Source organism: Morganella psychrotolerans, from assembly GCF_001676055.1.
In the GTDB taxonomy this organism is placed as follows: domain Bacteria; phylum Pseudomonadota; class Gammaproteobacteria; order Enterobacterales; family Enterobacteriaceae; genus Morganella; species Morganella psychrotolerans_B.
Map to the genome: position 1 here is coordinate 1 of NZ_LZEX01000041.1, position 572 is coordinate 572.

The 572-nt window shown below is 49.1% G+C and carries 1 protein-coding gene; it reads left to right on the plus strand.

Annotated elements, in window-relative coordinates:
• A partial coding sequence (locus tag AYY17_RS21770; RefSeq protein WP_202906429.1) for a hypothetical protein occupies positions 1–572 on the plus strand: 572 nt, incomplete at both ends.

A 572-nucleotide genomic window follows, 5' to 3' on the forward strand; every position in this document is an offset into this window, starting at 1 on the left:
ATCATATCGCGTCGATTTTTAGTGATAAATCCCTCTTCCCTGAATTCGCAGAACCGGCAGAAAAAACCGATCCGCTGAAAAATCACAGCTGGTTATTTGAAGACACGGACAGTGATGACACTGATCTACCGCCATTGGGCGTATTCTCAGAACCGGCGGTAAAACAAAATGACATTACAGAACAACCGCAGGCCGCACTGAATGAAACCGTTGCAGAACCGGTTGAAGACACAGTAACGGGATCCGCCGACAAACCGGCGCAACCGGTAACGGCTGTGCTCAGTGATATCTTCAGTTTTTCCGGCACACCGGTCGTGCCGCAAAGCGAACCTGCGAATTCCACTGTAATAGCGGAAGCGGTACAACGTGAGCGTCCTGCCGATGCAATGACAATACCGGTTGAAGACCATACAGAAGAGACCGCCGAAGATAGCGCAGCAAAAGTTGCCGATCATATCGCGTCGATTTTTAGTGATAAATCCCTCTTCCCTGAATTCGCAGAACCGGCAGAAAAAACCGATCCGCTGAAAAATCACAGCTGGTTATTTGAAGACACGGACAGTGATGACACT